The organism is Bacillus sp. NPDC094064 (genome assembly GCF_050279585.1).
Classification (GTDB): domain Bacteria; phylum Bacillota; class Bacilli; order Bacillales; family Bacillaceae_G; genus Bacillus_A.
This window is the reverse complement of record NZ_JBNNUI010000005.1, coordinates 328,880-350,478: the sequence shown is the minus strand read 5'-3', so window position 1 is coordinate 350,478 and position 21,599 is coordinate 328,880. Positions and strand designations below refer to the sequence as shown.

26 protein-coding genes are annotated in these 21,599 nt (G+C 38.2%); 23 read left to right on the top strand and 3 right to left on the bottom strand.

Annotated features, from left to right (window positions below; translation table 11 throughout):
• The first annotated feature begins 3 nt into the window (after positions 1-3).
• Positions 4-279, top strand: a complete 276-nt coding sequence (locus tag ACQKNI_RS14500; protein WP_088231972.1) for a DUF3935 domain-containing protein — start codon at positions 4-6, stop codon at positions 277-279.
• A 275-nt stretch (positions 280-554) separates the two neighbouring features.
• Here ACQKNI_RS14500 and ACQKNI_RS14495 read toward each other — a convergent pair whose 3' ends face one another.
• Together ACQKNI_RS14495 and ACQKNI_RS14490 are read right to left on the bottom strand one after the other, a co-directional pair.
• Positions 555-1,166, bottom strand: a complete 612-nt coding sequence (locus ACQKNI_RS14495) for a flavin reductase family protein (protein WP_427282470.1) — start codon at positions 1,164-1,166, stop codon at positions 555-557.
• Positions 1,167-1,325: 159 nt separating this feature from the next.
• A complete protein-coding gene (locus tag ACQKNI_RS14490) occupies positions 1,326-1,712 on the bottom strand; it encodes a DoxX family protein (RefSeq protein ID WP_088231975.1) in 387 nt (128 codons plus the stop codon).
• A 386-nt stretch (positions 1,713-2,098) separates the two neighbouring features.
• On the opposite strand from ACQKNI_RS14490, the gene ACQKNI_RS14485 reads away from it, so the two are divergent.
• The 19 genes from ACQKNI_RS14485 (at position 2,099) to ACQKNI_RS14395 (ending at position 16,361) form a co-directional block, all read left to right on the top strand.
• A complete protein-coding gene (locus ACQKNI_RS14485) occupies positions 2,099-2,596 on the top strand; it encodes a PTS sugar transporter subunit IIA (RefSeq protein ID WP_000473664.1) in 498 nt (165 codons plus the stop codon).
• A 237-nt stretch (positions 2,597-2,833) separates the two neighbouring features.
• The gene (locus ACQKNI_RS14480; RefSeq protein ID WP_088231976.1) at positions 2,834-3,274 is read left to right on the top strand and encodes a low molecular weight protein arginine phosphatase; all 441 of its coding nucleotides are present in this window, start codon (positions 2,834-2,836) and stop codon (positions 3,272-3,274) included.
• Between the two features lie 97 nt (positions 3,275-3,371).
• A complete protein-coding gene (gene rpiB, locus ACQKNI_RS14475; RefSeq protein WP_000869917.1) occupies positions 3,372-3,815 on the top strand; it encodes a ribose 5-phosphate isomerase B in 444 nt (147 codons plus the stop codon).
• Between the two features lie 48 nt (positions 3,816-3,863).
• Entirely contained in the window at positions 3,864-4,454 is a 591-nt protein-coding gene (locus ACQKNI_RS14470) for a TIGR01440 family protein (RefSeq protein ID WP_098252369.1), read from the top strand.
• A 215-nt stretch (positions 4,455-4,669) separates the two neighbouring features.
• Complete coding sequence (gene glyA / locus ACQKNI_RS14465) at positions 4,670-5,911, top strand: serine hydroxymethyltransferase (protein ID WP_140417438.1); 1,242 nt, start codon at positions 4,670-4,672, stop codon at positions 5,909-5,911.
• Between the two features lie 272 nt (positions 5,912-6,183).
• Positions 6,184-6,813: a uracil phosphoribosyltransferase gene (upp, locus tag ACQKNI_RS14460; protein ID WP_000517536.1), complete on the top strand. Its 630-nt coding sequence runs from the start codon at positions 6,184-6,186 to the stop codon at positions 6,811-6,813.
• A gap of 379 nt (positions 6,814-7,192) precedes the next feature.
• A complete protein-coding gene (locus ACQKNI_RS14455) occupies positions 7,193-7,306 on the top strand; it encodes a DUF4024 domain-containing protein (protein ID WP_000232963.1) in 114 nt (37 codons plus the stop codon).
• A 26-nt stretch (positions 7,307-7,332) separates the two neighbouring features.
• Complete coding sequence (locus tag ACQKNI_RS14450; RefSeq protein WP_140417439.1) at positions 7,333-7,557, top strand: AtpZ/AtpI family protein; 225 nt, start codon at positions 7,333-7,335, stop codon at positions 7,555-7,557.
• Positions 7,557-7,949 carry an ATP synthase subunit I gene (locus ACQKNI_RS14445; RefSeq protein ID WP_000567600.1) on the top strand — a complete coding sequence of 131 codons (393 nt, stop codon included), beginning with the start codon at positions 7,557-7,559 and terminating at the stop codon, positions 7,947-7,949. The genes ACQKNI_RS14450 and ACQKNI_RS14445 overlap by 1 nt, the downstream gene beginning before the upstream one ends.
• A gap of 7 nt (positions 7,950-7,956) precedes the next feature.
• Positions 7,957-8,676: a F0F1 ATP synthase subunit A gene (gene atpB, locus ACQKNI_RS14440; RefSeq protein WP_088231980.1), complete on the top strand. Its 720-nt coding sequence runs from the start codon at positions 7,957-7,959 to the stop codon at positions 8,674-8,676.
• 56 nt (positions 8,677-8,732) lie between these two features.
• The gene (gene atpE, locus ACQKNI_RS14435) at positions 8,733-8,951 is read left to right on the top strand and encodes a F0F1 ATP synthase subunit C (RefSeq protein WP_000052064.1); all 219 of its coding nucleotides are present in this window, start codon (positions 8,733-8,735) and stop codon (positions 8,949-8,951) included.
• 128 nt (positions 8,952-9,079) lie between these two features.
• Positions 9,080-9,586, top strand: a complete 507-nt coding sequence (gene atpF / locus ACQKNI_RS14430) for a F0F1 ATP synthase subunit B (protein WP_001142625.1) — start codon at positions 9,080-9,082, stop codon at positions 9,584-9,586.
• Entirely contained in the window at positions 9,583-10,125 is a 543-nt protein-coding gene (gene atpH, locus ACQKNI_RS14425; protein ID WP_088231982.1) for a F0F1 ATP synthase subunit delta, read from the top strand. The genes atpF and atpH overlap by 4 nt, the downstream gene beginning before the upstream one ends.
• Before the next feature lie 11 nt (positions 10,126-10,136).
• Complete coding sequence (gene atpA, locus ACQKNI_RS14420; protein ID WP_000027521.1) at positions 10,137-11,645, top strand: F0F1 ATP synthase subunit alpha; 1,509 nt, start codon at positions 10,137-10,139, stop codon at positions 11,643-11,645.
• A gap of 290 nt (positions 11,646-11,935) precedes the next feature.
• Complete coding sequence (gene atpG / locus ACQKNI_RS14415) at positions 11,936-12,796, top strand: F0F1 ATP synthase subunit gamma (RefSeq protein ID WP_088231983.1); 861 nt, start codon at positions 11,936-11,938, stop codon at positions 12,794-12,796.
• 118 nt (positions 12,797-12,914) lie between these two features.
• Positions 12,915-14,324, top strand: a complete 1,410-nt coding sequence (gene atpD / locus ACQKNI_RS14410; protein WP_001032589.1) for a F0F1 ATP synthase subunit beta — start codon at positions 12,915-12,917, stop codon at positions 14,322-14,324.
• Between the two features lie 20 nt (positions 14,325-14,344).
• Positions 14,345-14,746 (top strand): F0F1 ATP synthase subunit epsilon, encoded by a 402-nt coding sequence (gene atpC / locus ACQKNI_RS14405; protein ID WP_000847215.1) that lies wholly within the window; start codon positions 14,345-14,347, stop codon positions 14,744-14,746.
• Positions 14,747-14,877: 131 nt separating this feature from the next.
• Entirely contained in the window at positions 14,878-15,663 is a 786-nt protein-coding gene (locus tag ACQKNI_RS14400) for a DUF975 family protein (protein WP_098252368.1), read from the top strand.
• 44 nt (positions 15,664-15,707) lie between these two features.
• Positions 15,708-16,361 carry a DUF975 family protein gene (locus tag ACQKNI_RS14395; RefSeq protein ID WP_088231985.1) on the top strand — a complete coding sequence of 218 codons (654 nt, stop codon included), beginning with the start codon at positions 15,708-15,710 and terminating at the stop codon, positions 16,359-16,361.
• Between the two features lie 80 nt (positions 16,362-16,441).
• On the opposite strand, the gene ACQKNI_RS14390 is transcribed toward ACQKNI_RS14395, so the two are convergent.
• Positions 16,442-19,171 (bottom strand): putative bifunctional diguanylate cyclase/phosphodiesterase, encoded by a 2,730-nt coding sequence (locus ACQKNI_RS14390; RefSeq protein ID WP_088231986.1) that lies wholly within the window; start codon positions 19,169-19,171, stop codon positions 16,442-16,444.
• A gap of 292 nt (positions 19,172-19,463) precedes the next feature.
• On the opposite strand from ACQKNI_RS14390, the gene nuoA reads away from it, so the two are divergent.
• From nuoA to ACQKNI_RS14375, 3 genes are read left to right on the top strand one after another with little or no spacing between them, the layout of a single operon-like run.
• Positions 19,464-19,832 (top strand): NADH-quinone oxidoreductase subunit NuoA, encoded by a 369-nt coding sequence (gene nuoA, locus ACQKNI_RS14385; protein WP_000179277.1) that lies wholly within the window; start codon positions 19,464-19,466, stop codon positions 19,830-19,832.
• The gene (gene nuoB, locus ACQKNI_RS14380; RefSeq protein WP_071711210.1) at positions 19,823-20,341 is read left to right on the top strand and encodes an NADH-quinone oxidoreductase subunit NuoB; all 519 of its coding nucleotides are present in this window, start codon (positions 19,823-19,825) and stop codon (positions 20,339-20,341) included. Before nuoA ends, nuoB begins: the two co-directional genes overlap by 10 nt.
• Positions 20,338-21,597, top strand: a complete 1,260-nt coding sequence (locus ACQKNI_RS14375; RefSeq protein ID WP_427282469.1) for an NADH-quinone oxidoreductase subunit C — start codon at positions 20,338-20,340, stop codon at positions 21,595-21,597. The genes nuoB and ACQKNI_RS14375 overlap by 4 nt, the downstream gene beginning before the upstream one ends.
• Positions 21,598-21,599: the final 2 nt, after the last annotated feature.

Genomic DNA, 21,599 nt, shown 5'->3' with positions numbered 1-21,599 from the left:
TGGATGACGAGATTGAAGCAAGTTTTTGGTATTATTATTAGTTTTTTTGTTTTCTGGTTTAGTATGCTCGGTGTACAAATGTTTGCTGAGTTTTTAGATATTGAGTCATTGAAATTTGTTGCGGGGAAAACGGAGGCAGCGCGTACTTTTTATTCTCCATACCCGTTTTTAATTGTTTTTCTTATTACATTGCTTTCCCTATACTTCTTAGTAATTAAGCTTGGGAAACCGAAAAAAGAGAAGATGCCTACTTTAGAGGAAAATAAGGAAGAATTATAAAAAAATCCCCCGCTTTAAGCGGGGGATTTTTTGGATGATGTAGTAGAGCGGCTAGAATCTCCGGTCATTTCACTCTCTCTCATGAAGCAAAAAGCGCTTCAAGGTCGAGAGCTTGAAGTGTCATGCGATTCTGAGCGAGCCGCTTCCGCCTTTAGGTGGTATCCAGCTCCAGTGGCCAGCTCTTCGCATCTAAGAACCTCCCGCACTAAAGGTAAAAAGCACCTTTTGTGCGAGAGAACCTTAGCTGGTCAGAGCTAAACGAGCCGCTTCCGCTTTTAGATTGGCCTCACTAATTCAAATTGTTCTCCTAGTTTTGCGTAGTTGTGTCCTGCTAGGCGGCTTATTGGTTTTAGTTCTTCGGCGTGGATGCGGCCGTTTTCGTATAGGTGTTCTGCGATGTGGAAACGAACGACGCGTCCGATTAGTAGGTCGCAAGCGGGTGCGCCTTCTGTTCCACCAAGAGGAATTGCTTGTTCTAATACGCATTCCATTCGAATGTTTGCTTCTTTTACACCTGGTACTGAGATGACATCGCTGTCAATCGGTGTTAGTTTTGCTAATTCGATTTCACTTTCGTTAGGAGGTAGGTTGGCTGCTGTTTCGTTAATTGCTTCTACGTAAGATTCATCAGAAATGTGTACGACAAATTCGCCCTTTTCGATTGCGTTTCGGGAAGTGTCCTTTCGTTCTCCTTCTTTTCGTTGTACGGAAACTGAAATAAGCGGTGGATTGGCAGCGACGATATTGAAATAACTATATGGTGCACCGTTCAATACGCCGTCTTTTGTTACAGAAGTAACGAATGCAACAGGACGTGGAATGATACTTCCTGTTAGTAATTTGTAATTATCTTTTTCGGTTTGTTCGTTTGGATTAATGGATAACATGTTGTGATCCCCTTTCTAAATATGAAGACTCATTGTTTGTTTACAAGATATCAATGGGAATCTCCTGCTGAAAATAATATTTTTGTTATATAAAAAGGAACTTACTTCAATCGTGATGAAGTAAGTTCCTTTTGAAAAATCTCGAAATTGAGATAAATTTTAAAGTAAAACGTATGCGCCAGGGCCGATTAAAGCTACACCAACAGCAACAGCGATTAACATTAAGTTATATTCATATCCATTTTGGGTTACCCAGTAACCATTTTTTCCATGAACAGTGAAGATTGCCATTAACATTGTTCCGACGATAAATAATGCACCAATTGCAGTGAAAATACCTGATGCGAATAAGAAGCCACCTAATAGTTCAGTTGCACCCGCCATAAATGCCATAAATACACCAGGGCGTAAACCGATTGATTCCATCCAGCCGCCTGTTCCTTTCAGACCGTAGCCACCAAACCAACCAAATAATTTTTGAGCACCGTGACCCATGAATGTAATTCCTACAACAAGACGAATAATAAGAAGACCGATATCCATCATTTTTAAAACCTCCTAAAAGTTATTAACTTATCTTATGTAAGTAATAATAAAATAGTTACTTACTTTAGTCAAGTGCATTTTGAAGAAATTATGAAATGAATTTTACAAATTAACAACAAAAAATAAAATGTAGTAAAGACCTCTAGACAAGTTAGATAAAAAAAGAGAAAATATAAATAGAAGTTAACTTCTTATTGTTATTCAGACAATCAGAATTGACTGGAATTTTGTGAAGCGCTACAATAAGAGTCTATTAGTAATGACGTAATTTATTTCGAAAGCGTTTTTACAATATAATATTCGAAGTATGAAGTCTTACATGTATCCCGATCTTTACTAGGGATTGCCCTATAAACTTTTAGGTAAATTATAAGGAGGACTATCCTATGTTTAAAAAATTATTCGGTCTTGGTTCAAAAACAAATGAAGAAACAATCGTAGCTCCATTAACTGGAGCAGTGAAAAATATTGAAGAAGTACCAGATCCAGTATTCGCTGGTCGTATGATGGGTGACGGTGTTGCAATTGATCCTACTGAAGGTGTAGTTGTATCTCCAGTTGATGGTGAAATCGTACAATTATTCCACACAAAACATGCTATTGGAATTAAAGCGAAAAACGGTACAGAAATCTTAATCCACGTTGGATTAGAAACTGTAAAAATGGAAGGCGAAGGTTTCGAAGCTCACGTTTCTGAAGGCCAAGCTGTAAAAGCTGGAGATAAATTAATCTCATTCGACTTAGAATTAATCCGTGAAAAAGCGAAAAGTACAATTACTCCAATCGTTATTACAAACACAGATGCAGCCGAGTCTATTAAGACAACTATAGGCGTAACAGCTACAAAAGGTTCAACAGAAGTAATGAAAGTTACAATGAAATAATGCTTGTATAAGAGGAATCTGTTTCGTATGAAATGGATTCCTTATTTTGTTTTGTAGTGTGCACGTTATGTATGGTAAAATACTTTGGGCACTTGGAACTAGGGTTTCACATATATGTGGATAAGGCGCATTTTTTCTTAGAAAAAATGCGCCTTTCGTATATTCACATTTCTTTTGTTCTATCCTAATGTAAGCTATTATTAAAGGGAGAAGATACAATATAAGGGGTGGGTTGGGATGAAACGAGTATTATTTGTTTGCACTGGAAATACATGCCGTAGTCCGATGGCTGAGGCGTTACTTCGTCATCATGGAGAAGGTAAGTTTGAAGTGCAATCTGCTGGTGTTTTCGCCTATCCTGGGAGCGATGCGTCGGTTTATGCGAAAGAAGCACTTATTGAAAAAGGAATTTCCATCGATCATGCTTCAAAGCAAATAAATGAAACGTTGCTTGATTGGGCGGATATTGTAATAGCAATGACAGAAAATCATAAGGGAATTATACTTGGGCATTATCCTAATAATGAAGAAAAAGTGTATACACTATATGGATTAACTGAAGGTGTAAGTAAGGATATTTCCGATCCGTTTGGAGGCTCTCTTTCTGTTTATAAGGAGACGTTAAAAGAGATGGAAGCCCTTGTGCAAACTTTATTGAAAAAACATTCAGAGGATTAATGTTTCGTGTATAATACGATATTGGAGAGCATTTCCTACTATTAAGGTAGTGGAGTGAGCAATGAAGATAATGGATTGAAACTTTGGAGGGGTAAAAATGAAAGTAGTAGTAGCATCTGATCACGGCGGTATGAATATCCGTAAAGAACTTGTAAGTTTATTAGAAGAATTAAATATTGAATATATTGATTTAGGTTGTGAATGTGAAGCTGGTTCTGTTGATTACCCTGATTTTGCATTTCCTGCAGCAGAGATGGTAGCGAATGGTGAAGTGGATCGTGGTATTTTAGTTTGTGGGACAGGCATTGGTATGTCAATTGCAGCAAACAAAGTAAACGGTATCCGTTGTGCGTTAGTTCATGATACTTTCAGCGCGAAAGCAACGAGAGAGCATAATGACACTAACATGCTAGCGATGGGTGAGCGTGTAATTGGTGCTGGTTTAGCGCGTGATATCGCAAAAATTTGGTTAACAACTGACTATGAAGGTGGCCGTCACGAAAACCGCGTAGGAAAAATTAAAACATACGAAACAAAGTAATAGATTCTAACTAGAAGCAGTATGAAATATAATTTGGTGAACCAACCTGTGAAAGGAAGAGGCGTAATGACAGAAATCGTAAAGGTAAGAGAACAGCTGCAAATGTCGCTTTCTGATTTCCAAGAACAAGCTTCATTACAAAGTGGTCAAATTTTTGTAGTGGGGTGTAGCACGAGCGAGGTGCTAGGAGAAAGAATTGGAACATCGGGAACGATGGAAGTGGCAGAAGCGATTTTTTCTGAGTTAAAACAATTTCAAGAGCAAACAGGTATCGAATTGGCTTTTCAATGTTGTGAGCATTTAAATCGTGCTTTAGTAGTTGAGAGAGATGTGGCGATAAAATATCAATTTGAAATTGTAACAGTTACGCCTGTTAGATCAGCAGGTGGTGCATTAGCAACATATGCATATCACAATTTGAAAGATCCGGTAGTAATTGAGTTTATTAAGGCGGATGCAGGAATGGATATTGGTGATACATTTATCGGTATGCATTTAAAGCATGTAGCCGTCCCGGTTCGTACAAGTGTGAAGGAAATTGGGAGTGCACATGTAACGATGGCAAAAACACGTGGAAAACTAATTGGTGGAGCGCGTGCTGTCTATGCGGCAGAGGAAGAAACTATCACTTGCCGGTAAATATGATAGAAGGTATGTTGTCTGACTTTATAATAGAAGAAAGAAAAGACCGATTTTCGGTCTTTTTTTTCTTTTATGATATAGAAAGTCATGTTAGAATGTAGTTGAAAACATGAAGGTTCGAAAGAATTACAACCTGAATTTTCGTTTTTTCTGGATAAAAAAGAAAAAACTATTGGGAATCGATGTAATTCGTTCAGAAAAGGGGGATTTTGGTGGATCATTTAAAACGTCAAGATGAAAAGGTATTTGCTGCAATTGAGGCAGAACTAGGTAGACAGCGTTCAAAGATTGAGTTAATTGCTTCAGAAAACTTCGTAAGTGAAGCGGTAATGGAGGCGCAAGGTTCTGTTTTAACGAATAAGTATGCTGAAGGATATCCTGGGAAACGTTACTATGGTGGCTGTGAACACGTAGACGTAGTAGAAGATATCGCACGTGACCGCGTAAAAGAAATTTTCGGCGCAGAGCACGTAAATGTTCAACCGCATTCTGGTGCACAAGCGAACATGGCAGTATACTTCACAATTTTAGAACAAGGCGATACAGTACTTGGCATGAATTTATCTCATGGTGGTCATTTAACACACGGAAGCCCTGTTAACTTCAGTGGAGTACAATATAATTTCGTAGAATATGGCGTGGATGCTGAATCTCACCGTATTAATTACGATGATGTATTAGCAAAAGCGAAAGAACATAAACCAAAATTAATCGTTGCAGGTGCAAGTGCATACCCTCGTGTTATCGATTTCAAACGATTCCGTGAGATTGCAGATGAAGTGGGCGCATACTTAATGGTTGATATGGCTCATATCGCTGGTTTAGTAGCAGCTGGTTTACATCCAAACCCAGTACCACATGCACATTTCGTTACAACGACAACACATAAAACATTACGTGGCCCACGTGGTGGTATGATTTTATGTGAAGAGCAATTTGCAAAACAAATTGATAAATCAATCTTCCCTGGTATTCAAGGTGGCCCACTTATGCACGTAATTGCTGCGAAAGCTGTTGCGTTTGGTGAGGCACTTCAAGATGACTTTAAAGCATATGCACAAAATATTATTAACAATGCGAATCGCTTAGCTGAAGGCCTTCAAAAAGAAGGACTTACACTTGTTTCTGGTGGAACAGATAATCACTTAATCTTAATTGATGTTCGTAACCTAGAAATTACAGGTAAAGTAGCAGAGCACGTATTAGATGAAGTTGGCATTACAGTGAACAAAAATACAATTCCATTTGAAACAGCGAGCCCATTTGTAACGAGCGGCGTACGTATCGGTACAGCAGCTGTAACATCTCGTGGTTTCGGTTTAGAAGAAATGGATGAAATTGCGTCACTTATTGCTTATACATTAAAAAATCATGAGAATGAAGCTGCATTAGAAGAAGCACGTAAGCGTGTAGAAGCGTTAACGAGCAAATTCCCAATGTATCCAAATCTATAAAAGATTGAAAAAGACTGTTGAAATGTAATTGTTTCGGCAGTCTTTTTTCATGGACATATATCACTTATAAAGTATGTATACAAATGATGAATAAATTTTGGCGATATAATGAAGGATACAGCTCCCATAATTGGTAAAGATACTAGATAGATTCGTGCAAAATCATGACTTTACCAAATTTGCCCTTGAATATTAGTAGCGTTTTCTTTACAATCGTAAATAGTGTAAAAAAGCGTGCAAACGCATGAATATCATCTAAAGGAGAGATTCACATGGGAAAACTGTATGTATTTGATCACCCGTTAATTCAACATAAGATTACATATATTCGCGATAAGAATACAGGTACGAAAGATTTTCGTGAATTAGTGGATGAAGTAGCAAGCTTAATGGCTTTCGAAATTACTCGCGATCTTCCACTTAAAGACATTGAGATTGAAACACCTGTAAGCAAAGCGACAACAAAAGTGATCGCTGGTAAAAAACTTGGTTTAATTCCGATTTTACGTGCAGGTTTAGGAATGGTTGATGGAATTCTGAAATTAATTCCAGCAGCAAAAGTAGGACACGTTGGTTTATACCGTGACCCTGAAACATTGCAACCGGTAGAATACTATGTGAAACTTCCAACAGATGTAGAAGAGCGTGACTTCATCGTACTAGATCCGATGTTAGCAACAGGTGGTTCTGCAGCTGAAGCAATTAACTCTCTGAAAAAGCGCGGTGCGAAACAAATTAAATTAATGTGTATCGTAGCTGCTCCAGAAGGCGTGAAAGTAGTACAAGAAGAGCATCCTGATGTGGATATTTATGTTGCAGCATTAGATGAGAAATTAAATGATCACGGATATGTAGTGCCAGGTCTTGGTGATGCTGGTGACCGTTTATTCGGAACGAAGTAAGACAACTGACGAGAAGGGGAGATTCCCTAGCTCGTCTTTTTTTTGGCCAGAAGCAAGTGGGGGAGGGGAGGATAAATATACATCGTATATACAACATAAGTAGCATACGTATCACATATAATATAGAAGTCTTACGTCTTGGGAACACTATATTATGGAAGGGAAGCGCTATGTTTAAAAAACGTAATAGTGACAAAGTTGTGAACATTTTCTTCTATTATAAAGAGAATACTGTTAGAAATTGCATATCTCTAACCAGTATTTAGAAGGGGAACGTTTTCATTTTTGGGAGGAAATGACTAATACTCAAATTTTTTGATTTTTTACGATTTCTCGTTGACACTGTTAATACCCTATTGTATGCTAACAACGGGGATAGATGGTAGGGCTTTCAGTGACAAAAATGCATCTATTCCGTGACGAAAATGTAAACTTTTTATTTTGTATAGAATTTATGCAGAAAAATGAGTTATTATTAACACATCGTGAATGAGGGTTACATATTGGAGGGATGAATCCTTGCAAAAAAACGATCGCAGCCATATAAAAGCATATGCTTTAATGTCAGGAATTCTTGCTCAGTTAGTCGGTTCTATTCTTGTTGGAATCTTTGGTGGGCAGTGGATTGATAATAAGGTTGGAACGTTTCCATTGTTTCTTATTGTAGGGTTATTACTCGGGTTAGGAACAGGGGTATACGCAATGATTCGACTCATTCGACATTACTATTCGGGAGAGCAATGATGATAGACGTACATGGACTTGTCCAAAGACAGAAGAAATATATGTACTACTTGCTTGCGCTTCTAGTGCTAGGATGGGGCTTTACCTCTTACAAGGATGTATTTCTTGGGCTGATTATCGGAACGATTTTCAGTTTTCTTAGTTTGCGCATCATTGCACGTAGAACAGACAAGCTGTTAGATCGCGTAACAAATGGAGAAAACGTGAAGTTTAAGGCAACAGCGGTAAGTACATATTCAAGGTTTGCCACGATTGGGTTATTAATTTTATTTGCAGCCAAATATCAAGAGTTAATTGCGATGTGGGGCTTAGGTGTAGGATTGCTGACAGGATACCTTGTCATGATCATAGATTTTCTTTATTTAGAGTATAAGAGCAGGGAAGAGAGGTGAATTACTAGTGGAACACGGTAAATTAGTTGAATTTCTAGGTTTAACGTTCGATTTGTCATCAGTTATGATGGTTACTGTAGCAGCAGTTATTGTTTTCTTAATCGCTGTTATCGGAACTCGCAGCTTAGCCCTTCGCCCAACCGGGATGCAAAACTTCATGGAATGGGTGTTTGACTTCGTGAAAGGGATTATCAATAGTACGATGGACTGGAAAACAGGTGGACGTTTCTTAACGCTTGGCGTTACGCTTATCATGTTTATCATCGTATCGAACTTCCTTGGTTTACCATTCATGTATTCAACAGTTGAGGCTGGCGAACATATTGCATGGTGGAGATCACCAACGTCTGATCCAGCAGTTACATTAACATTAGCCGTGATGGTAGTTACCCTCACCCATTATTATGGAATTAAGATGAAGGGTACGAAAGAATACATTAAAGGTTATTTCCAACCTATGAAATTCTTATTCCCATTAAAGGTTATTGAGGAGTTTGCTAACACATTAACGTTAGGTCTTCGTTTATTCGGTAACATTTATGCAGGGGAGATCTTATTAGGATTACTTGCTAAGTTGGGCGGAGCATCAGTTCTTGGCGCATTAGGTGCACTTGTACCGATGTTAGCATGGATGGGATTCAGTGTATTCGTTGGATCAATCCAGTCATTTATTTTCGTTATGTTAACGATGGTTTATATGGCTCATAAAGTAAGCCATGACCATTAATATAATTTAAGTAAGAAAAAATTTATTTTTTTATAATACAAAGGAGGACAAATTAAATGAGTTTAGGTGTAATCGCAGCTGCAATTGCAATTGGTTTATCAGCATTAGGTGCAGGTATTGGTAACGGTCTTATCGTATCACGTACAATCGAAGGTGTTGCTCGTCAACCAGAATTAAAAGGCGCACTTCAAACAATTATGTTCATCGGGGTTGCTTTAGTTGAGGCACTTCCAATCATCGGTGTAGTTATTGCTTTCATCGTAATGAACAAATAAGGGAGACTCCCCTTACATAGATGGCGAAGAGTGTTTTTTGAACTTTCTTCGCCATTGCTTTATGAACGAAACGTATGTCTTTTTTTTTCATATGATCAATTTAGATATTTTGAAGGGAGTGAATCCTTGTGCCAACTTTATTATTAGGCGCTTCCATTCCATTTGGAACGATTGCTTACACATTGTTCATTTTCTTACTTCTATTAGTAATGCTACGCAAATTTGCGTGGGGTCCTTTAATGGGAATTATGAAAGAACGTGAAGAGCATGTTACTAATGAAATCGATGCTGCAGAAAGAAGTAACGCTGAAGCGAAGAAGTTAGTAGAAGAACAACGTGAAATGTTAAAACAATCGCGTGTTGAAGCACAAGAGTTAATCGAAAGAGCGAAAAAACAAGCTGTAGATCAAAAAGATGTTATTGTTGCTGCTGCGAAAGAAGAAGCAGAATCAATTAAAGCATCTGCTGTACAAGAAATTCAACGCGAAAAAGAGCAAGCGATTGCTGCTTTACAAGAACAAGTTGCTTCTTTATCTGTTCAAATTGCTTCTAAAGTAATTGAAAAAGAATTAAAAGAAGAAGATCAAGTGAAGTTAATTCGCGATTATATTAAAGAAGTAGGAGAAGCGCGATGAGCAATGGGATTGTAGCAAAACGTTATGCTGTCGCTCTTTTTAAAATTGCAAAAGAAAAACACGTATTAGAAATGTTTGAAGAAGAATTACGCCTTGTACAAAACGTTTATGTGAAAAACGGAGAACTACATAGCTTTTTAACGCAACCGAACATTTCAAAAGAGCAGAAGAAAACGTTTCTTGCAAACGTATTCGGATCTGTTTCTGAATCTATTTTAAATACGTTATATATTTTAATTGATAACAAGCGTATTGAAATCTTACCTGAAATTGCAAATGAATATGTTGTTCTTGCTAATGAAGAACGTAACGTAGCGGATGCAACTGTATATTCTATTCGTCTTCTATCTGAAGAAGAGAAGCTTAACATTGCAGAAGCATTTGCAAAGAGAACGGGAAAAGATGCTATTCGCGTGAAAAATGTTGTAGATGAAGATTTACTAGGCGGAATTAAAGTACGTATTGGAAATCGCATTTATGACGGAAGTTTACAAGGAAAATTAGCACGTATTCAGCGTGAATTAATGAAGAATAGATAGGGGTGAAGCACATGAGCATCAGAGCTGAAGAAATTAGCGCACTGATAAAGCAACAAATCGAGAACTATCAGTCTGAAATCGAAGTTAGTGATGTTGGTACAGTTATCCAAGTTGGTGACGGTATCGCGCGTGCTCATGGTCTTGATAACGTTATGGCTGGTGAACTTGTAGAGTTCTCTAACGGCGTTATGGGACTAGCACAAAACTTAGAAGAAAACAACGTAGGTATTATTATTTTAGGACCTTACACAGAAATCCGTGAAGGTGACGAAGTTCGTCGTACTGGTCGCATCATGCAAGTACCAGTAGGTAAAGAACTAATCGGTCGTGTTGTAAACCCATTAGGTCAACCAGTTGATGGTTTAGGCCCAATCAATACAACAAACACTCGTCCAATCGAAAGTCCAGCACCAGGTGTAATGGATCGTAAATCTGTTCATGAACCACTTCAAACAGGTATTAAAGCGATCGATGCTCTTGTACCAATTGGCCGTGGTCAACGTGAGTTAATCATCGGTGACCGCCAAACAGGTAAAACAGCAGTTGCACTTGATACAATCATTAACCAAAAAGATGAAGATATGATTTGTATCTATGTAGCTATCGGACAAAAAGAATCAACTGTACGTAACGTAGTAGAAACACTACGTAAGCACGGTGCATTAGAGTACACAATCGTTGTAACTGCATCTGCTTCTCAACCAGCTCCATTATTATACTTAGCTCCTTATGCTGGTGTAACAATGGGTGAAGAGTTCATGTACAATGGTAAACACGTATTAGTAGTATATGATGACTTATCAAAACAAGCAGCGGCTTACCGTGAGCTGTCATTACTATTACGTCGTCCTCCAGGTCGTGAAGCTTACCCAGGGGATGTATTCTACTTACATTCTCGCTTATTAGAGCGTGCAGCAAAATTAAGTGATGCAAGAGGCGGCGGTTCTTTAACTGCACTACCTTTCATCGAAACACAAGCAGGGGACGTATCAGCTTACATCCCAACAAACGTAATCTCGATTACGGATGGACAAATCTTCTTACAATCTGACCTATTCTTCTCTGGCGTACGTCCAGCGATCGATGCGGGTACTTCAGTATCTCGTGTTGGTGGATCTGCTCAGATTAAAGCGATGAGTAAAGTATCAGGTACACTTCGTCTTGACCTTGCATCTTACCGTGAGTTAGAAGCGTTCGCTCAGTTCGGTTCTGACCTTGATAAAGCAACACAAGCGAAATTAAACCGTGGTGCTCGTACTGTTGAAGTACTAAAACAAGGATTACACAAACCGTTACGTGTAGAGAAACAAGTTATCATTCTTTACGCTTTAACACGTGGATTCCTAGATGATATCCCAGTAGTAGATATCACTCGTTTCGAAGAAGAATTCCATGCTTGGTTAGATTCAAATGCGACTGACTTATTAGAAGAAATCCGCACAACTAAGAAACTTGCGGATGACGATAAATTTGCAGCAGCAATTAACGGATTTAAAAAAGTATTCGTAGCTTCTGAATAATAAAAGCGGAAGCGGCTCGTTCTGAATGTGAGGGGGATGGAGCTTCTGACGAAGAGGCGGTCTTTGCCTCGTAGGAAGAAGTGAAGCCACCGAACATTCAAGCCGCTGGAGCTAGATAGTATATATAAAAGGCATCTCGGGCTCTGAGATTGCTAAAGGTCATGTAAAGGAAAAGAGTAGGTGCACCTATTCTTTTCCTTCAATCATGAGCAAGAATATCTTGCAACGTAGATTAGGAAGAGGATTCTTACTAATCGTGCCAACTTCCGGAAAAAAGGTGGTGAAAACCTGTGGCATCTTTACGCGATATAAAAGCGAAGATTACCTCGACAAAGAAAACGAGTCAAATTACGAAAGCGATGGAGATGGTATCTGCATCTAAGTTAAACCGTGCAGAGCAAAATGCTAAATCTTTCGTTCCGTATATGGAAAAGATTCAAGAAGTAGTAGCGAGCATTGCGCAAGGAAGCAAAGGGATTAATCATCCAATGCTAAATGCGCGTCCTGTAAAGCGTACAGGATACATCGTTATTACATCGGATCGCGGACTAGCAGGTGGTTATAACAGTAACGTATTACGTACAGTTAGTAACGTAATTCGTGAACGTCATAATATGGATTCAAACCAATATTCTATTATTGTGCTTGGACGACTAGGACGTGATTATTTAAAACGTCGCGGCTTTAACATCATTGATGAAGTAGTTGGACTATCTGACCACCCATCATTTACTGATATTAAAGATCTTGCTTCTCGAGCAATTGCGATGTTTGCAGATGGTGCTTATGATGAGCTGTACATTTACTACAACCATTACGTAAGTAAAATTTCACAAGAAGTAACGGAAAATAAAATTTTACCGCTTACTGATGTGGCGTCTGACAAACCGACGACATCTTATGAATTCGAACCTTCTGAAGAAGAAATTTTAAAAGTATTATTGCCACAATACGCAGAAAGCTTAGTGTACGGTGCATTACTAGACGGTAAAGCAAGTGAGCACGCAGCGCGTATGACAGCAATGAAGAGTGCTACAGACAACGCAATGGAAGTTATCGATTCACTTACACTTTCATTCAACCGTGCGCGTCAAGCAGCGATTACGCAAGAAATTACGGAAATCGTTGGTGGAGCAGCAGCGTTAGAGTAGTAATAAAAAGCGGAAGCGGCTCTGTCAAAAGAGTCGCGTAAGCTAAACTAATAAAAAAATTAAAAGCCGACTTCTTTTAGAAAGTTGGCTAATTAAAAGAAAGCTAGGAGGGAACCCGATGAATAAAGGGCGCGTTACGCAAATCATGGGTCCGGTTGTAGACGTTAAGTTTGATGGCGGAAAGCTACCAGAAATCTACAACGCCCTTACGGTAAAACAAAGCAACGAAAACGGAGCAAGCATTAACTTAACATTTGAAGTTGCACTTCATTTAGGTGATGATACAGTTCGTACAGTTGCGATGTCTTCCACAGATGGACTTGTTCGTGGCACAGAAGTAGAAGATACTGGTAAAGCAATCTCTGTACCAGTTGGTGATGCAACACTTGGTCGTGTATTCAACGTATTAGGTGATGCAATTGACTTAGATGGTGATGTTCCTGCGGATGTACGTCGTGATCCAATTCACCGTCAAGCACCTGCATTTGAAGAACTATCTACTAAAGTAGAAATTCTTGAAACTGGTATTAAAGTAGTAGACTTACTTGCTCCTTACATTAAGGGTGGTAAAATCGGTCTATTCGGTGGTGCCGGTGTAGGTAAAACAGTATTAATTCAGGAATTAATTAACAACATCGCACAAGAGCACGGTGGTATCTCTGTATTCGCTGGTGTAGGTGAGCGTACTCGTGAGGGTAATGACTTATACCACGAAATGAGCGATTCTGGCGTAATCAAGAAAACTGCGATGGTATTCGGACAAATGAACGAGCCACCTGGAGCACGTCAACGTGTTGCATTAACAGGTTTAACAATGGCTGAGCATTTCCGTGATGAGCAAGGACAAGACGTACTATTGTTCATCGATAACATCTTCCGTTTCACGCAAGCAGGTTCTGAAGTATCTGCCCTTCTTGGTCGTATGCCATCTGCGGTAGGTTACCAACCAACTCTTGCGACAGAAATGGGTCAATTACAAGAGCGTATTACATCTACAAATAAAGGGTCTATCACGTCTATCCAAGCGGTATATGTACCAGCCGATGACTATACTGATCCAGCACCAGCTACAACGTTCGCTCACTTAGATGCAACAACAAACTTAGAGCGTCGTTTAACACAAATGGGTATTTACCCAGCGGTAGATCCATTAGCATCTACATCTCGTGCGCTTTCTCCGGAAATCGTAGGAGAAGAGCATTATGAAGTAGCACGTCAAGTGCAACAAACTTTACAACGTTACAAAGAGCTTCAAGATATCATCGCTATCTTAGGTATGGATGAGTTATCTGAAGAAGATAAGTTAGTTGTACATCGTGCTCGTCGTATTCAATTCTTCTTATCTCAAAACTTCCACGTAGCTGAACAGTTTACAGGTCAAAAAGGTTCTTACGTACCTGTAAAAAATACAGTTAGTGGCTTCAAAGAAATTCTAGAAGGAAAATATGATGACCTTCCAGAAGATGCATTCCGCTTAGTTGGTGGCATTGAAGAAGTTATTGAGAACGCGAAGAAAATGATGGCGTAAGGCCTTAGGAGGGACGAAGTATGAAGACATTTCCAGTCAGTATTGTAACTCCTGATGGACCGGTTTACGAAAAAGAAGTAGAAATGGTAAGTGTAAAAGCAGAGAGTGGGGAAATGGGGATCTTACCAGGTCACATTCCAACTGTTGCACCATTAAAAATTAGTGCAGTTCGTCTGAAAAATGGTGGACACACTGATTATGTAGCAGTAAGCGGTGGCTTTATCGAAGTTCGTCCAGATAAAGTAACTGTATTATCATCATCTGCTGAAGAAGCAAACCATATCGATATCCATCGTGCAAATGAAGCGAAGCGTCGCGCTGAGCAACGTATGCAAGATAAACAAGCTCACGTTGACTTTAGACGTGCAGAAATGGCATTACAACGTGCTGTGAACCGTTTAAACGTTTCCGATATGAAATAAAAAATCCGTAAAGGCTTTGCCTTTACGGATTTTTTTATTGTAGTTTATGGATAATTTTACAAAAATGGTATAATTGTATTGATGCTCGTATAAGTAGAGAATGTACAACAATTTATAAAGGGGATGAACACATGATTGGTGAAATGAAACGAGAAGCATTGCACTCTTTAAAGGGAAAATGGGGACTAGGTGTTGGAGCAACAATTTTATATTTTATTTTAAGCTATGTTGTTGCAATGGCTGCAATGTTTATACTTTTTATTCCGGGAGTTATTATATTTTTCTTATTTGCTGGTTTAACAGGTTCAATTGAAGAGGAAACAATGTCAATTGGAGCAGGTATTACATTTGGAATTTTGTATTGCATAATGATCATTTTGAGTAATGCATCTTATGGTATTACGTCATATGGTTATACGAATGTGTTTCTACAGGTTAGTAAACGAGAAGGTGCTAAAATAGATCACTTATTCGAAGGATTTCGTGGCTTTAAGAGAATGATGAAAACAATGTGGGCAATGCTTGCGATTTTATTATATACAGGTACATGGATTCCGATATTGTTAACAGGTTTATTCATATTCTTAGGTGAAGAAGGGAATACGTCGTTTACAATTGCTTTCTTCGTACTATTAGCTATTTCAATTGTTGGTATAATTGTGATGTATTTTTCTTATACGATGACGTACTATGTGATGATTGAAAATCCAGAATATAGTGTGTCACAGGCAATGAAAGAAAGTAAGCATCTTATGAAGGGACATAAGTTAGATTTGTTTCTTTTATGGCTTAGTTTTATAGGGTGGGCTATTTTAGCACTTCTTACACTCGGAATAGGCTTCCTTTGGGTTAGTCCGTATATGAATACAACGACAGCACATTTTTATCGCTACATTTCAAAAGGTGAATTGCAGTAGGAACATGCTATACTAATAGAATTATTACGTATAGGAGGAAAGTTATGATTAGTGATTTAAAAGGAGAAGCGCTAGACTCGCTTGAAGGAAAATGGGGCTTAGCAGTTGGGGCAACACTACTCATTTCCATTCTTATTACGGCTTTTAGTTTTAGTGTTGATTGGGGAGTTTCTGCTGTTTTAGATCGACAAGAAATAGGGGGTTCACTTTCAGTGAATTTTCTTACATTTTTTGTTACTGGACCATTAACTTTAGGTGGATATTATCTTGCTTTAAATATCATTCGTGAAAAACAAGCTAGCATCGGTAATATATTTATTTGGTTTACGGCTGGGAAAAGATTTCTAAAATCATTTTTAGTATATTTATTAGTGAATCTTTATCTTTTTTTATGGACGTTACTTCTCATTATTCCAGGCATTATTAAATCGTTTTCTTATGCGATGACATATTTTATTATAAACGATCATCCTGAGTATTCATTGAACCAAGCTATTACAGAAAGCCGTCGTATGATGGATGGGCATAAAATGGAGTATTTCCTTTTATGTTTAAGCTTTATTGGTTGGTTCATATTAAGTTGTATTACACTCGGGATTGGATTCCTATGGTTAATTCCATATTTCTATACAACAGCTGCAGCTTTTTACGAAGAGATTGCAGAAGAATATTATGAGAAAAAAATTCCAACAATATAAAGTGAAATTGTAATCAGTCTAGAGCCATCCCCCCGCTATTTACTGCCCGTAAATAGCGGGATAAAAACACCCAGTGTGAACTATTTGTTCATACTGGGTGTTTTTTGTAGAAATCTTATAAATTGTTTACTTGTTAGAGGTTTACTGAAATAGTAACCTTGCATATATTTACAGTTGTTTTTTTGTAAAAATTTCAGCTGTTTTTCTGTTTCAATTCCTTCGGCAACGACTGAAAGATTTAAAGTATTTGCAAGAGAAAGAATGGTTGAAACGATGGCTCTTTCTTCAGGTCGATGATCGGCTAGTTGTGTGAATTCCCTCGGTATTTTTAATGTATCGATAGGGAAAATTGACAAATATGCAAGAGAAGAGTAACCGGTACCGAAGTCGTCAATAGATGTGTGAATACCATATTCTTTTAATTGTTTGAGTCTCAATAATGTTTCCTGTTCATTGATCATCGCAATTCTCTCGGTTAGCTCGAGTGTTACAGATTTAGGATGAACATTGACTTCTTGTAGTATTTGGGAAATATTTTCGATTAACTGATTTTGCTGAAACTCTTTTGCTGATAAATTCACACTCATTTTTAAATCTGTGTAACCAAGCATGTGCCATATTTTTAATTGGTAACAGGACTCTTTTAGCACCCAGTGTCCAAGCGGGATGACTTGAGGAGTCTCTTCTACAATAGGAATGAACTCATGTGGCGGAATGTCACCTAGTAGTGGGTGTTTCCAACGTATTAATGCTTCAGCACCAATAATTTTTTTTGTTGTAATATCAATTTGTGGTTGATACACGAGATAGAACTCTTTATTTACTAAAGCGAGTGGCAAATCTTTTTCGATTCGAGCTTTTCGTTCTATTTTTTTATACAGTTCTTTCGTGTAAAGAGAGCTCCTATTTTTCCCTCTGTTTTTTGCTTCGTACATGGCCATATCAGCATGCTGCAAAATAGACAAAGGATCTTCACCTGCTTCAGGATATATCGCAATTCCGATACTCGGTGAAATTTGTAAATGTTGATTTTCGATTTCAAATGGTTTGTTCATGGCAGCTACAATCATATCAGCTATTTTTTGTACATCTGGCTTTTTTTTATAATTTTCGATGAGGATTGTGAATTCATCCCCGGCTAGTCGAGCAAGTTTCATATTTGGTGTTGATACTTGTTCGAGCCTTCTTGCTACTGCAATTAAAAGGAGATCTCCTACCCGGTGACCGAGGGTATCATTAATTACTTTAAAGCGGTCTAGGTCGAGAAACATAACAGCAAAAGGTCTTTTCGTTATTTTTGCTTGTGCAATCGCTTCTTCTAAATATTGATGAAAGGAACGGCGATTTGCCAGCTCCGTTAACGTATCATGATATGCCAGGAAATTAATTTGTTCTTGTTGCTGTTTGCTTTCCGTAATATCTTTAATCATTAAATAGACTCCAGAAATGTGCTCCTTTAAAAAGATGGGAACAGCTGTAACATGCAAGTAGTAAATATCTCTGTTTTTGTGATATGCCCGTATTTCTAAAGAAATAGAACTTCCATTTTTCACATGATGAAAAGCATTAATAATTTTTTCTAAATCTCCCTCGTATATGAGTGAGTAATAGGGCTGATTTAATAATTCATTCGTTTGATAACCGAGTAACGTAGTACCAGCGTTATTCACTTTGAGAAAATTACCGTACAAATCTAGTGTGAAGATTGGATCTGGATGATGCTCGTATAAAGATTTAAACATTTGTTGGTTATGGTATAACTCGTTTTTTTGTTTCACTAAATCTTCTGTGCGTAGTTCAATTTGTTTCTCGAGTTCTAAGTTAAATTGCATTTGATATAGTAATAATATTTTATTTTGTTTTCGAACTAAACTATGGCGTATGAGAACGAAAGAGAAAGTAATCATAAGCCCGATTACTACAATAGGTGCAAAAACATTTTCGACCAATATAAAAACAATAAGCATTACCACTGAAACATAAGGTAATGATAATCGGATGGATTCACCAATTCTAGGTGTTAGTAATACTTGTTCTTGTTCTTCAGGCTCTTTTGTATGAAGAATACAGGCGATTGCTACTAGCACTAAGATCACTTGATAGAGTGGAGTAACTATAAACATAGAATACTCTGGTGTGAAATATTTTATATAAGCATAAATAGCATCGGTAGTAGCATATAAAATTAAAGCACTGCCAAGAAGTGCACCAACCCGTTTTGGTAATAAGGATAATGGTCTAAATAAAAGATTGATTCCTATTAAAAGAAAGAGTAAATCAACCATTGGATAGGTAAGTTGAACGAATATATCGATATAGGATGTTGTAAAAATGTGAATGGTTCGTTCAATGAGTAAGTAGTAACTTAAAGTAAATTGGGCTGTAACGATAATGCAAATATCACATAGCATAAAAAGCTTTTCTAATAAATCTCGGTTGTAAATGATTTCGTATAGAAAGGCAAGCGCAAAGCTAGTTAAAAAAAGTAAGTAAAAAAAATCAGACGGATCAACGAATGTATAGAAGTCCTTTAAAATTAAACGTTGATAGGCAACGACTATATCACCGATGAAATAAGAAAGAGCTCCAACTGATAATATCATCCAAAATAAACGAGGTAATCCTTTTTTCATATTTGAAAAATAGAGTATATAGCTACAAGCGATAATATCAATTAATAAGGTATTCATGCCGATTAATATTTGAAAAGGAAATGAGTATTCATATAGAAAGGGCATTACTGCGTAATGAATCACGATACATAACAATAAAATGCTTATAAGAATACTTACATGTGTTTGTTTTTTCATTTATATCACCTACGTTATATACATATAAACTTTTCATTTTATTTTTTACGATTACTAAAAGACATATATATATAATTTCTATGTTTATTTTGCACAGATATAGCGGGTTATAAAAATAGATTTTAATAATTTTTGTTTCTGTCCCCAACGTATCGACATCGGAATTTGAAGTTTGTTATAATAATTAAAATAGTTGCATTATTTAGAAAAATTTAAAAATAATAATTACTGCAACTAGGACATATTGTTTACTATGTGAACTTGTTCTTAATTTAGGGGGGAGGGTTTCACAATGGCGAGTGTATATGAAAATAGTTATATGATCGTTTTGATTTTCTTGCTAGTAGGCATATTGCTGCCGGTAGTGGCTCTTACATTAGGAAGAATGTTGCGCCCAAATAAGCCGAGTGCAGCGAAAGCGACGACGTATGAGAGTGGAATTGAGCCTTTTCATGATGCAAATATTCGGTTTCATGCTCGTTATTATATTTTTGCCCTATTGTTTGTCATCTTTGATGTAGAAACTTTATTTTTATATCCATGGGCTGTCGCATATGACAAGCTAGGTTTATTTGCATTAATTGAAATGCTCATCTTTGTTGTAATGTTGCTAGTTGGATTAGCGTATGCTTGGAAAAAGAAGGTGTTACAATGGTTATAAATTTTGAGGAATTACATCCAAATGAACGAGCGGAATTAGAACAAAATATCTTTTTTTCTACATTGGAACAGTTGAAAGGATGGGCACGGAGCAATTCTTTATGGCCGATGACGTTTGGACTGGCATGCTGTGCCATTGAAATGATGGGAGTAGGTTCATCACATTATGATTTAGATCGATTTGGGTCATTTTTTCGGACTTCACCAAGGCAATCGGATGTCATGATTGTGTCGGGAACGGTAACGAAGAAGATGGCTCCTATTGTTCGGCGTTTATACGATCAAATGCCTGAACCGAAATGGGTTATTGCGATGGGGTCTTGTGCGACAGCTGGTGGCCCGTATGTAAATTCGTACGCTGTTGTGAAAGGGGTAGATCAAATTGTCCCCGTTGATGTGTATATTCCTGGATGCCCACCCAATCCTGCAGCTTTAATTTATGGAATTAATAAGTTAAAAGAGAAAATTCGTTACGAGGCAAAGACGGGGAAGCAGGTGACGAATAAATGAGTGATCCAAATAAAGATTTAGAGGATTTGAAAAAAGAAGCGGCTAGGCGGGCGAAGGAAGAAGCGAGAAAACGTCTTGCTGCGAAACATGAGACAGAAATAAGTAAACTTGAGGAAGAAAATCAGGAAAAAGAGAAAGCGCTACCAAAAAATGACGAATTGACTGTAGAAGAAGCAAAACGTCGTGCCGCAGCAGCAGCAAAAGCAAAAGCGGCTGCACTAGCGAAGCAAAAGCGAGAAGGAAGCGAAGAAGTAACGGAAGAGGAAAAGGCCAAAGCGAAGGCGAAGGCAGCAGCGGCAGCAAAAGCAAAAGCGGCTGCACTAGCGAAGCAAAAGCGAGAAGGAACAGAAGGAGTACCGGAAGAAGAAAAGGCCAAGGCGAAGGCAGCAGCGGCAGCGAAAGCAAAAGCGGCTGCACTAGCGAAGCAAAAGAGAGAAGGAATAGAAGAAGTACCGGAAGAGGAAAAGGCTAAAGCGAAGGCGAAGGCAGCAGCAGCAGCGAAAGCAAAAGCGGCTGCACTAGCGAAGCAAAAGAGAGAAGGAAGTGAAGAAGTAACGGAAGAGGAAAAGGCCAAAGCAAAGGCGAAGGCTGTGGCAGCCGCAAAAGCGAAAGCGGCGGCGCTAGCGAAGGCAAAAGCCTCACAAGGTGATGGAGATTCAGGAGATGAAAAGGTAAAGGCGATTGCAGCAGCGAAGGCGAAAGCGGCCGCAGCGGCAAGAGCGAAGACAAAGGGAACGGAAGATAAGAAGGAAGACGAGCTGAAGCAGGAAGAGCCGTCTGTGAATCAGCCGTATTTGAATCAGTATGTTGAGGTTATTAGGGAGAAAGTAGGAGCGGCTGCATTAGTAGATTCCTATATTAATAAACTTTCAAAAGATGTGCCAACTCTTGTGGTGGATTCCGCGAAATATTATGAAGTAATGGAGTTATTGCGATTCCATGAGGGACTTGCTTTTGATTATATGTCAGAGCTGCATGCGACGGATTTTGTGACACATATGGAAGTGTATGTTCATTTATTTTCATATGGAAAGAAACAGTCAGTAGCGGTGAAAGTAAAGCTGGACCGGGAGGCGCCGCAAGTAGAATCGGTGACAGCGCTTTGGAAAGGGGCGGACTGGCCGGAGCGTGAAGCGTATGATTTGCTTGGTATTGTATTTAAAGGGCATCCGAATTTATCACGTATATTAATGCCCGATGATTGGGTAGGGTATCCGCTTCGGAAAGATTATGAACCGTATGATGTGGAGGTGTAGCT

What these genes read in the sequence shown, in the direction of transcription:
- ACQKNI_RS14500 (WP_088231972.1), top strand. Translation starts at nt 4, where the DNA reads ATGACGAGATTGAAGCAAGTTTTTGGTATTATTATTAGTTTTTTTGTT.
- ACQKNI_RS14495 (WP_427282470.1), bottom strand. Translation starts at nt 1,166, where the DNA reads ATGTTATCCATTAATCCAAACGAACAAACCGAAAAAGATAATTACAAA.
- ACQKNI_RS14490 (WP_088231975.1), bottom strand. Translation starts at nt 1,712, where the DNA reads ATGATGGATATCGGTCTTCTTATTATTCGTCTTGTTGTAGGAATTACA.
- ACQKNI_RS14485 (WP_000473664.1), top strand. Translation starts at nt 2,099, where the DNA reads ATGTTTAAAAAATTATTCGGTCTTGGTTCAAAAACAAATGAAGAAACA.
- ACQKNI_RS14480 (WP_088231976.1), top strand. Translation starts at nt 2,834, where the DNA reads ATGAAACGAGTATTATTTGTTTGCACTGGAAATACATGCCGTAGTCCG.
- rpiB (WP_000869917.1), top strand. Translation starts at nt 3,372, where the DNA reads ATGAAAGTAGTAGTAGCATCTGATCACGGCGGTATGAATATCCGTAAA.
- upp (WP_000517536.1), top strand. Translation starts at nt 6,184, where the DNA reads ATGGGAAAACTGTATGTATTTGATCACCCGTTAATTCAACATAAGATT.
- ACQKNI_RS14455 (WP_000232963.1), top strand. Translation starts at nt 7,193, where the DNA reads ATGGTAGGGCTTTCAGTGACAAAAATGCATCTATTCCGTGACGAAAAT.
- ACQKNI_RS14445 (WP_000567600.1), top strand. Translation starts at nt 7,557, where the DNA reads ATGATAGACGTACATGGACTTGTCCAAAGACAGAAGAAATATATGTAC.
- atpE (WP_000052064.1), top strand. Translation starts at nt 8,733, where the DNA reads ATGAGTTTAGGTGTAATCGCAGCTGCAATTGCAATTGGTTTATCAGCA.
- atpH (WP_088231982.1), top strand. Translation starts at nt 9,583, where the DNA reads ATGAGCAATGGGATTGTAGCAAAACGTTATGCTGTCGCTCTTTTTAAA.
- atpA (WP_000027521.1), top strand. Translation starts at nt 10,137, where the DNA reads ATGAGCATCAGAGCTGAAGAAATTAGCGCACTGATAAAGCAACAAATC.
- atpD (WP_001032589.1), top strand. Translation starts at nt 12,915, where the DNA reads ATGAATAAAGGGCGCGTTACGCAAATCATGGGTCCGGTTGTAGACGTT.
- atpC (WP_000847215.1), top strand. Translation starts at nt 14,345, where the DNA reads ATGAAGACATTTCCAGTCAGTATTGTAACTCCTGATGGACCGGTTTAC.
- ACQKNI_RS14400 (WP_098252368.1), top strand. Translation starts at nt 14,878, where the DNA reads ATGATTGGTGAAATGAAACGAGAAGCATTGCACTCTTTAAAGGGAAAA.
- ACQKNI_RS14395 (WP_088231985.1), top strand. Translation starts at nt 15,708, where the DNA reads ATGATTAGTGATTTAAAAGGAGAAGCGCTAGACTCGCTTGAAGGAAAA.
- ACQKNI_RS14390 (WP_088231986.1), bottom strand. Translation starts at nt 19,171, where the DNA reads ATGAAAAAACAAACACATGTAAGTATTCTTATAAGCATTTTATTGTTA.
- nuoA (WP_000179277.1), top strand. Translation starts at nt 19,464, where the DNA reads ATGGCGAGTGTATATGAAAATAGTTATATGATCGTTTTGATTTTCTTG.
- nuoB (WP_071711210.1), top strand. Translation starts at nt 19,823, where the DNA reads ATGGTTATAAATTTTGAGGAATTACATCCAAATGAACGAGCGGAATTA.
- ACQKNI_RS14375 (WP_427282469.1), top strand. Translation starts at nt 20,338, where the DNA reads ATGAGTGATCCAAATAAAGATTTAGAGGATTTGAAAAAAGAAGCGGCT.